The organism is Spirulina sp. CS-785/01 (genome assembly GCF_028330525.1).
Lineage (GTDB): Bacteria > Cyanobacteriota > Cyanobacteriia > Cyanobacteriales > Spirulinaceae > JAQMSD01.
Genome location: NZ_JAQMSD010000002.1, coordinates 1 through 10744 on the forward strand (window position 1 = coordinate 1; position 10744 = coordinate 10744).

7 protein-coding genes are annotated in these 10744 nt (G+C 48.3%); 2 read left to right on the forward strand and 5 right to left on the reverse strand.

Translation table 11 applies throughout. From position 1 onward, the window contains the following. Together PN462_RS00100 and cheB are read left to right on the forward strand one after the other, a co-directional pair. On the forward strand, positions 1–1948 hold a 1948-nt coding region (locus PN462_RS00100), incomplete at its 5' end, for a hybrid sensor histidine kinase/response regulator (RefSeq protein WP_272125763.1). A 138-nt stretch (positions 1949–2086) separates the two neighbouring features. Next, a complete protein-coding gene (cheB, locus tag PN462_RS00105) occupies positions 2087–3247 on the forward strand; it encodes a chemotaxis-specific protein-glutamate methyltransferase CheB (RefSeq protein WP_272125764.1) in 1161 nt (386 codons plus the stop codon). A 234-nt stretch (positions 3248–3481) separates the two neighbouring features. On the opposite strand, the gene PN462_RS00110 is transcribed toward cheB, so the two are convergent. The 5 genes from PN462_RS00110 to cobN form a co-directional block, all read right to left on the reverse strand. After that, positions 3482–4573: an ABC transporter ATP-binding protein gene (locus PN462_RS00110; RefSeq protein WP_272125765.1), complete on the reverse strand. Its 1092-nt coding sequence runs from the start codon at positions 4571–4573 to the stop codon at positions 3482–3484. Positions 4574–4679: 106 nt separating this feature from the next. Further along, a complete protein-coding gene (locus PN462_RS00115; RefSeq protein WP_272125766.1) occupies positions 4680–5552 on the reverse strand; it encodes a carbohydrate ABC transporter permease in 873 nt (290 codons plus the stop codon). Then, complete coding sequence (locus PN462_RS00120; protein WP_272125767.1) at positions 5553–6461, reverse strand: carbohydrate ABC transporter permease; 909 nt, start codon at positions 6459–6461, stop codon at positions 5553–5555. A gap of 119 nt (positions 6462–6580) precedes the next feature. Continuing rightward, on the reverse strand, positions 6581–7882 hold the full coding sequence (locus tag PN462_RS00125) for an ABC transporter substrate-binding protein (RefSeq protein WP_272125768.1): 1302 nt from the start codon (positions 7880–7882) through the stop codon (positions 6581–6583). Between the two features lie 252 nt (positions 7883–8134). Further along, positions 8135–10744: cobaltochelatase subunit CobN (cobN, locus tag PN462_RS00130; protein ID WP_272125770.1), on the reverse strand; the 2610-nt coding region annotated here is incomplete at its 5' end.

Consider the following 10744-nt stretch of genomic DNA (forward strand, 5'->3'; position numbering starts at 1 on the left):
AGACACCCCAGAACCCGTCTCAGAAGACTCAGAACCGTCCCCAGAAGTCACCCCAGAACCCGTCGCAGAAGACTCAGAACCGTCCCCAGAAGACTCAGAACCCGTCGCAGAGGAAACCCCCGAAGACGACCCAGATACCACCGAAATCCAACCTTCTCGTCAACCGCAACCCAAAGACGGGCAAACCGTCACCATCTCCAGCCCCACCCCCACCTCCTCTACCTCTCCCCAAGGAGAACCCTACCGTATTCACACCATCCGCGTAGAAACCCGTTATCTGGATGACCTAATCACCCAATCGGGAGAACTCACCGTCACCAAAATTCGCATTGCCCATGTCGCCAACGAAATTAATACCTTGTATGACCTGTGGGAAGAAGCCAAAAACCATCAAAACGGCCATCAAAACGGCAATGGGCAAATAACCCACAATCTCAACGAACAAATCGAAGACCTCCTCGACCAACTAAAACTGTCAGCCCAAGAAAACACCTCCCGTCTAGACCTCATTGCCGGGAATCTGGAAAACCGCATTCGGACCCTCCGTTTATTGCCCCTGTCCAATATTTTCCAACTCTTTCCCCGCATGGTGAGAGACTTATCCCGACAAGAGGGCAAAACCGTAGAACTGATCATCGAGGGGGCAGACACCACAGCAGATAAACGCATTTTAGAGGAAATGAAAGACCCTCTCATGCACCTCATTCGCAACGCCATTGATCACGGCATCGAACCCCCCGAACAGCGACAAAAAGCGGGCAAAGACCCCACCGCCACCATTTGGTTACGGGGATATCAGACTACCAGTAACATTATTATTGAAGTGGCCGATAATGGGCGGGGATTGAACGAGAATCAAATTAAAAAAACCGCCATTAAACGGGGGTTATACCGTCCCGAAGAACTCGAAAGTTTCACCCCCAATCAAATTTATAATTTAATCTTCCTGCCTAGTTTCTCCACCCAAGGTTTTATCACAGAAGTCTCCGGTCGTGGGGTGGGATTAGATGTGGTGTATCACAATGTAGAACAACTCAAAGGGTCGATTCAAGTGGAATCGACCCCCGGCCAGGGGTCAACCTTCCGCATTCAACTGGGGACTACTCTGGCAACGGCCAACGTCCTCCTCGTCAGTGTTCAAGGGATCACCCAAGCGATACCCATTGAATATGTAGAAACCAGTTTTTTAATTAACCCTGATGATGTCTTCACCATCGAAGGTCGAGAAACGGTTGCTGTGGAGGGAAAAGCCATTTCTGTGGCCCATTTAGGGAACTTATTAGAATTGGGGTCTCCTCATGGAGAAACCCCGAACCATGAGGACGGCCAAGGGTTGCCCTGTGTGTTACTGAATGTGGGAGAAGACCGTTTTGGGGTATTTGTGGATGAGTTATTAGATACTCAGGATGTGGTTCTCAAACCCCAAAGTGAACTATTAAAACGAGTTCGCAATGTGGCGGGGGCGACTATTTTAGGGACTGGGGAAGTGTGTATGATTCTCAACCCGGTGGACTTACTCAAGTCGGTTCAAAAAGGAACAATGGGGGGAGTGGCAACCACCAAAACGGTGACGAAAAAAGCCCAGAAACCGTCGATTTTATTGGCTGAGGATTCTATCACCATTCGGACTCAAGAAAAACGGATTTTGGAGGGGGCTGGCTATGAGGTAGTGACGGCAGTGGATGGGTTGGACGGGTGGACCAAGTTGAGGAGTCGGTCTTTTGATGCGGTGGTGACGGATATTCAAATGCCCAATTTAGATGGTTTAGCGTTAACGGAACGCATTCGACAACAGGCAGAATATAACGAATTACCGATTATTCTTGTCACTTCCCTTAGTTCTGACGAAGATCGAAGAAGAGGGGTAGAGGCCGGGGCTAATGCGTATATTACCAAGGGGGCATTTAATCAAGATATTTTATTGGAAACCTTGAGGCGGTTGGTTTAGTAAACAATTAACAATTAACAATTAACAATTAACCATGAGTAATGAGTAATGAGCAATTAACAATTAACCATGAGCAATAAATAATAAGCAGTCAACAATAAACAATAAACAATAAACAATTAACAGTAACAACAACCCATGAAACCGACTAAAGTTTTGATTGTGGAAGATTCGCCCATTGCGCGAACCATTTTAAAACGGATTTTGCAGGAGAGTCCTTATACAGAAGTAGTAGGGACGGCTGCAACAGGGTTGGAGGGGTTGGCGTTACTCAAAGAAGTGAATCCGGATGTGGTTTGTACGGATTTACATATGCCAAAAATGAATGGGTTGGAGTTTACGTCGGAGGTGATGGCGACGCATCCTTTGCCGATTTTGGTGATTAGTACCTCGGTTCAGGAGGAAGACACTAAAAATGTCTTTGAATTGTTGGATGCGGGGGCGGTGGATATTTTCCCTAAACCGAGGGGCGGGGAGGAGGATTACAATACGATTAAAAAGTCATTGATTGAGAAAATCCGTATTTTGTCGGGGGTGAAGGTGTTTACCCGACGGAAAAAAACGGGGGGTTTGCCGTCGTCGTCTTCTCCGGTGGCAAAATCTTCATCGTCTCATCGGGAGGCGAAGGTGTCTCATCCAGTGGCCTCGGAGGAGAAGAAGCAACCCCCTGTCAAAACTCATATCCAACCCATTCCACCGAAATTACAGTTTCAGTCTCCGGTGTATTCGAGTCTCAAGACAAAAATTGTGGCCATTGGGGCATCAACTGGGGGGCCTCAAGCGTTGAGGACGTTGTTATCGCCTTTACCCGTTAAATTTCCCATTCCTATTATTTGTGTTCAGCATATTAGCGACGGTTTTTTACAGGGGTTGTTGGACTGGTTGACCCTGTGTTGTTCTCTCCCTATTAAAATTGCGGAGGAGGGGGAGTATCCTCAAGGGGGAGTGATTTATTTTCCCAAGGAACGATATCACCTCGAAATTGATCGGTTTGGACGGTTTCACTATTCTACTACCAGTCCGGTGGGAGGTCATCGCCCGTCTATTACGGTGACATTTCAGTCTATTGCTAAATATTATCGGTCTGCGGCCTTGGGGGTATTATTAACCGGAATGGGGCGAGATGGGGCGGTTGGGATGCAGTCTATTGCCCAGATGGGCGGGAAAACCATTGCCCAAAACGAGGCCACTTCGGTGGTGTTTGGAATGCCGAAAGAAGCGATCGCATTAGGAGCGGCCCAACAAGTGTTATCCTTAGATGCGATCGCGCCTGCTATTTTAAAGGTGATGACGGATTAGGTTTGTTGTTTGTTGTTTGTTGTTTGTTGTTGGTTGTTGGTTAATCCGTTCGTAGTAAGCCCTTTAGGGCTTCTTTCTTCTGACCGTAAACAGGCTAGATTTTAAGTCCTTTTTGCTTTCTCAACCCGTTAAACACGGGTTTCAGCTATTAGCCTTGGGGTTTAACCCAAGGCGTATTAAGAGAACCTCTCTAGAATCTAGATTCAACTCCAGAATTATCCATTATCCATTAAATTAAGAGGCTAAAACGGGAGAATCTGCCGCCTCAATGCGTTCTCCAGATTGGGCATCAAACCAGTGCATTTGGCGATGAGACCAGCCTAATTTAATATTTTCATTATCCCATTCATCATCAGGGGGAATTAACGCCCGTAGGGTCTGATCAGACCCTTTCACCTTCACACTGAGAAGGACTTCCCGACCGAAGTTTTCTTCTAAGAATACATGGCCTTCGACCGTTAACTCATCCTCTGGGGTGGCAATATGAATATCTTCCGGTCGGAGTCCCATATCAATCATTTTGGCCGACTGGCCTTTTTGGGGTAAGGGGAAACCATAATCACCGAGAATGGCTTTATTTTGATTACAATTGAGGGTCAATAAATTCATTTGTGGACTCCCGACAAACCCCGCCACAAATTTATTGGCCGGGTGGGTATAAATGCGACGGGGGGGATCAAGTTGTTGGATAATTCCATCGAGGAGGACAGCCACTTTACTAGAAAGGGTCATGGCCTCGGTTTGGTCGTGGGTGACGTACACGACAGGTTTGTTTTGAGACTTAAAGAGTTCCTTGAGTTCCTGACGGACTTGTTCCCGGAGTAAGGCATCTAAGTTACTCAGGGGTTCGTCTAAGAGGAACACTTCCGGGTCCCGAACGAGGGCCCGGGCCAGGGCTACCCGTTGTCTTTGTCCCCCAGAGAGGGCGGAGGGTTTCCGGTTGAGGAGGTGGCCGAGTCCCAGTTTTTCTGAGACATTGGCGATACGACGTTTAATTTCTTCTTGGGGAACATTTTTCAGTCGTAGGGAGGTGGAGATATTCTCCGAGACATTCATGTGGGGGTAGAGGGCGTAACTTTGAAACACCATAGCCATATTGCGATCGCCGGGTGCAATATCATTTAATACATTCCCCCCAATTTTCACCGCCCCTGCCGTTGGTTGTTCCAACCCTGCAATGAGACGCAGCAGGGTAGATTTCCCGCAACCAGAGGGGCCAAGAAGGGTCAAAAACTCCCCATCTTCAACCGATAAGCTAATATCTTTGACTGGAATCACATCCGGGGCAAATTGTTTACGGAGATTTTCGAGTTGTAAGGTAGTCATATTTTTTTTGGTGATTGGTTGTTGGTTGTTGGTTCTTTGTCCTGAGTAACCGAGAACTGGGAACTGGTCAAACTGATTACTGATTACTGATTACTGATTACTGAAATCACCCTTTAACTGCCCCTGCGGTAATCCCTTGGACGATTCGGCGTTGGAAGAATAGGACTAGGAGAATTAGGGGAATGGTGCCTAATACTGTCGCTGCGGCAATGGGGCCGTAGGGAATTTCATAGACCGATGCCCCGCCAATTTGGGCGACTTTGACAGGAATAGTCAGCATTTCATCTTTAGTGATGAACGTCAGGGCGAAAATAAACTCATTCCAGGCAAAAATAAAAGCCAACATTCCCGTTGTCACCAAAGCGGGTAACGTGAGAGGGAGGACAATTTGCAGCAACATGGGGACAGTCCGATAACCGTCAATTTTCGCCGAGTCCTCTAAATCTTTCGGTAATTGTAGGAAAAAACTGCGTAAAACCAAAATAGTCAACGGCAAATTAATGGCCGTGTAGGGGATAATCAGAGAAATGTAATTATTCCCTAAGCCAAAATACTTCACCAACTCCAATAAGCCCAAGAATAGTAGGACATAGGGAAATAAACTGACCACAAGGACACAACTGAGAATAATTTGTTTGCCTGGAATATTGAGACGGGCTAACGTATAGGCTGCCGGGGCCCCGACTCCCAAACAGATCACCGTTGAAATGACCGAAACCAAAGCACTATTAAAGACATAGCGGAGAAAGTTCCAGCCCAGCGTAATATAGTGATTAAAGGTTAATTCCGAGAGATTGGGGAAATAGATGGTGGGAATGGTTGCGATCGCATCATTCGTTTTAAAGGAAGTTAACAACTGCCATAGGGCCGGGGCTAAACAAAAGACCAATAACGAGATCACCCCAAGCCAGAGAATAATCCGTTTTGTGGGGATTTTACTTTGGGTTTGTTGTTCTTGCGGTTGTTGTGCAACTGCCATTTATCGTTCTCCTGTAACATTAATGCGGGTTTTGGATAATAAAAATGCGGTAATAGCCACAGCAGCAATGAGAATTAAAAACGTCACTACCACCAACGCGGCCCCATAACCGAAGTCAAGGTAACGGCGGACGGTTGCATAGATATAGTTAGAAATCATCTCGGTTCGTCCAGCCGGCCCCCCTCCGGTCATCACTTGAATTAAGTCAAAAATCCCGAAGGCTTGGGCAAAGCGGAATAGTAGGGCGATCAACATCTGCGGGGTCAGTAAAGGTAGAGTAATCGACCAAAAACTCTGGACTGGGTTGGCCCCGTCGATTTTATGGGCTTCGTATAAATCTTGGGGGATCGATTGTAGTCCCGCTAAGAGTAAAATGGCGATAAAGGGGGTCGTTTTCCAAACATCGGCAAAAATCAAAGCGATCATCGCACGAACCGGGTCTCCTAGCCAGGTGATGGGGTCTTCAATAAAGCCCACCCTAGATAAAAGGTCATTGACTACCCCGTATTGGTCGTTAAAAATCCAGGCCCAAGCGAGTCCCATAACGGCAGTCGGTAAGGCCCAGGGAATGAGGGAAGCGGTTCGGGCCAGTCCCCGTCCGCGAAAGGTTTCATTGAGGACTAGGGCGAAAACCATGCCGATGACTAACTCTAGCAAGATACTAGAGATAGTAAAAATAGCGGTTTGGCCAAAAGTTTGCCAAAAGCGACCATCCCCAAAGAGACGGACATAGTTAGTAAACCCAGAAAAGACGGGTTCAAGTTCCGTCCCTAGGTTTTGGGTAAACAGGCTGAGAACAAACGCCCGCACAATCGGATAGGCGAAAACTAAGGCCAAGACCAAAAGTGCTGGGGTTATGAGTATCCAGCCCGTTCGCTGTTCTCGTTGTCGAATTGCGTCTTTTTGCATTTTTGGTTGTTGGTTTGTTGGTTGTTGGTTTTTGTTTGCTGGTTGTTGTTTGTTGGTTGTTGTTTGTTCTCCCCCATCTTCCCCATCTCCCCCATCTTCCATTACCCATTACCCATTACCTAACTGGCAAATAAATTACGGGTTTCTTGGGCGGCGGTGTTCATGGCTTCTTCGGGGGTCATTGTTCCGGTTAACGCGGCACTGAGATAGCGTTGTAAAATGTCTGAGGCTTGGGCGTATTGGGCAATGGGGGGACGTAACGCTGCATTTTCGACCACTTCTAACAGTTGGGGATAGTGACTGTATTTCTCGACCACTTCGGGGTCATTAAAGAGGGATTTGCGACTGGGAACATAACCCGTTTTGAGGATGTATTGTTTCTGAGTTTCTCGACTACTGATAAATTTAGCGACGCGCCAGGCTTCGTCCGGGTGTTGGGAACTTTTCGAGATCCCTAAACCCCATCCCCCTTGACAGGCCCCACTGGGTTCTCCTGGTTCGTGAACCATGGGTTTAATGGCGAATTGACCGCTAATTTCTGACTCTTGCGCTAGGGCGAAGACATAGGGCCAATTGCGGAGGAAGACCACATCATCATTTTGGAAAATACGACGGGTTTCTTCTTCAGCGTAGGTGGTGACACCGGGGGGAGAAATCCCTTCATTGATGGTGCTTTTCAAGAATTTAACGGCATCAATAGCTTCGGGGGAGTCTAATCCCACTTCCAGGGTGTCAGGGTTCACCCAAAAGGCCCCGTGGCCTTTGAGAATTTCCACAAACATGGCGGCCAGTCCTTCGTACTGTTTCCCCTGCCAAACATAGCCCCAGTCGGCGATGTCCTGTTCTTTTAACTCTTGGGAGATTTGCATCAGTTCGCTGAAAGTTTCGGGGGGATCATATCCACCTGCTTCTAAAAGGTCGGTGCGGTAGTAGAGCATTCCGCCATCAGATCGGAAGGGCATACGATAGAGGCCACCTTCGTACATACTGCCGTTTACGTCCCCTTCGAGAAACTTGTCTAATTCTGCTGGGGAAACGCGATCGCTTAAATCTTCCAACCAGCCCGCAGCCGCAAATTTCGGGACCCACACAATGTCCATATACACCAAGTCGTAGGGGGAATCCCCCAATAAAAAGGCAGAGGTGTACAAATCTTCGACCAGGTTAGTATCGTTGGGCCCTTCAATAATTTCTAAATTAATATCCGGATTTTCTTCCTCAAACTTCTCCTCTAGAGGTTGCCATTGGTTGGCTTCGAGGGCTTGCATTAACACCCGAACGGTGACAGGTTGTTGGGTAAATGCAGGCAGAATAATAAAGTGTAGTATGGCTAGGGTAGAGAGGATCAGCGCGAGAAAACGAGGGATTTTTGGTTTGAGAAAATTTTGTATAGATTGGAAAAATTGAGATATTTTTATCATTGTTCAGGTACTGATTCTGCGGTTACACTTCGAGACAACCCAGGGGATGATTCAAGATGAGAATTGGCGGGTTCGGATTAGCGGGGGTTGCTTAGGGGTTAGTGGGGGAACAGTGAGACCAACCGTTTACTATTTCTTAATACCGCAATTTTTTCCGTTACAGACTTTTTGGGGTCATTCTGTAAGGAAAGTTAATGTTAAGCCATTTCAGACTCCCATTACTAATTACTGATTACTGCTAATGGTGTTCATTCAATCGGAATTGGCAGACATTTCAATCGTCCCTTCGGCGGAATTGACGAGGGCCCGTAACTCCTCCAATTGGTCGATGTTGGCGTTTTGCCAGAGTCCCCGTTGATGGGCTTCCAGGAGTCGTTCACCCATATCTCGCAAGGCCCAAGGATTCTTTTCTCGGATGAAATTTTGGACGGTTTCATCAAGGAGATAGGCGTTGGCTACGCCTTCGTACATGAAGTCAGAAACGCAGTTAGCGGTTGCGTCGTAGGCGAAAAGGTAGTCCACCGTGGCTGCCATTTCAAAGGCCCCTTTGTAGCCATGACGCATGACACCTTTGATCCATTTGGGGTTAATTACTCTGGAGCGATAGACGCGGCTAATTTCTTCTGTCAAATGGCGGACTTTGGGGTTACTGGGGCGGGAGTTGTCGCCGAAGTAGGTGGTGGGGTTTTGGCCGCTGATGGACCGGACGGCGGCGGTGAGGCCGCCTTGGAATTGGTAGTAGTCGTCGGAGTCGAGGAGGTCGTGTTCTCGGTTGTCTTGGTTGTGGAGGACGATTTGCAGGTGTTGGAGGCGTTTTTGGAAGGCTTCGGGGGAGGAGATGCCCCGGAGGCCGCCGTTTTCGCTGGGGGTGTAGGCGTAGCTACTCCAGTTAATGTAGGCGCGGGCCAGGTCTTCGTCACTGGTCCAGTTTTGGGCTTCGATGAGTCCTTGCAGGCCGGCCCCGTAAGCCCCTGGTTTTGAGCCGAAGATGCGCTCTAGGGCGCGGTTGTGGGCGGTTTCGGGGGGGAGTCCTTGGGCTTGCCAGTGGTGTTGGTCTTGTTGGACTTGGTGGGCGAGGGGGTTTTGGTCGGGGGGTTCGTTGAGTTGGGCAACGGCACCAATGGCGCTATGAATTAAACTTATTAAGTTGGGGAAGCTATCGCGGAAGAAGCCGGAGATGCGGAGGGTGACATCGACGCGGGGGCGACCGAGGATGGAGAGGGGAAGTATTTCAAAATCGACGACGCGACGGGAGACTCCATCCCAGACGGGTTGGACTCCGAGGAGGGCGAGGACTTGGGCGATGTCGTCGCCTCCGGTGCGCATGGTGGCCGTTCCCCAGACGGAGAGGGCGAGGGTTTTGGGATATTCGCCGTTTTCTTGGGTGTAGCGTTCGATGACGGTTTCGGCGGCTTTGCGGCCAATGTCCCAGGCGGTTTCGGTGGGGAGGGACCGGATATCGACGGAGTAGAAGTTGCGTCCGGTGGGGAGTACGTCGGGACGGCCTCGGGTGGGGGCTCCGGATGACCCACTGGGGATGTATTGACCGTCTAGGGCTTTAATGAGGTGGGTGAGTTCTTGGGGGGTTTTTTGTAGGTTGGGGAGGAGGGTTTGTTGTATCCAAGTTAGTTGGACTTCGGCTTCGCTCAGTCCAAGGGTTTTAGTGTTATTTTGTTCTGTTTTAACTGGTGACTGCGCTGCCCTGAGCGAAGTCGAAGGGTGACTGGTGACTGCGCTGCCCTGAGCGAAGTCGAAGGGCGACTGATTAACGATTTCTCCCACTAACCGTTGGGCTTCGGTTTCTAAATAATTTTTGGCATCCCCGATGTTTGTACAGTTCAACTTGGGATAAGCGAGGGGCTGACTGTACTCGGCAGTTTCATCAAATTCTATTTGTAAATCTTGGGCTAATGCTTTTATTAACCCTATTTTATTATAACCGGAATTACGGGAAATTGCAATAATTAAATCCCGCAATTGTTCCCCCTGGGGACATTCCCCAAAGATGTGTAGGCCATCTCGTATTTGTGCATCCTTTAACTCGCAAAGGTAGCCATCTGCAAGGGTAAGAAATTGGCTAATTTCTGTGACGACAGACCCATCTATCCCCAAGTCTTGGTCGAGGTTTTCTTGTTGTACCAGTTGCGTAATTTTTTCGGCAATAATAGGTAAGCGGGTGGGGTCGAGGGTTTGTGCTTCGTAATACTCATCAATGAGGGTTTCTAACTGTTGCAAACCTCCGTATAATTCGGCACGAGTTAAGGGGGGGGTGAGATGGTCTAAAATAACTGCGTGACTTCTTCGTTTTGCTTGAGACCCTTCCCCTGGGTCATTGACAATGAAGGGATAGAGGTGGGGGAGGGTGTCTAAGCTAATTTCGGGATAGCAGGTTTTACTCAGTGCTAAACTTTTACCGGGTAGCCATTCTAGGTTGCCATGTTTGCCTACATGAATGATAGCATGGGCGGCGAATTTTTCCCGTAACCAGTAATAGTAAGCGAGGTAGTTGGGGGTGGGGTCGAGGTCGGGGGAATGGTAGTTTAAGGTGGGGTCGAGGTCGTATCCTCTGGAGGGTTGGATACCGATAAATATGTTGTCGAGTTGTAGTCCAGGTATGGGGATAGGTGTTTGTCTATTGATTTTTTCGTCAAACAGCGAGTTGGGGTTTTTAAGGAGGGTTTGGATATTGTTGGGTAAGGACTGGACTAGGGTGAGTATTTCCTGTGGGGTGATAGTATATTCAACTTGTCTATTGATTTTTTCGTCAAACAGCGAGTTGGGTTTTTTAAGGAGGGTTTGAATATTGTTGGGTAGTGACTGGACTAGGGTAAGTATTTCCTGTGGGGTGATAGTATATTCAAC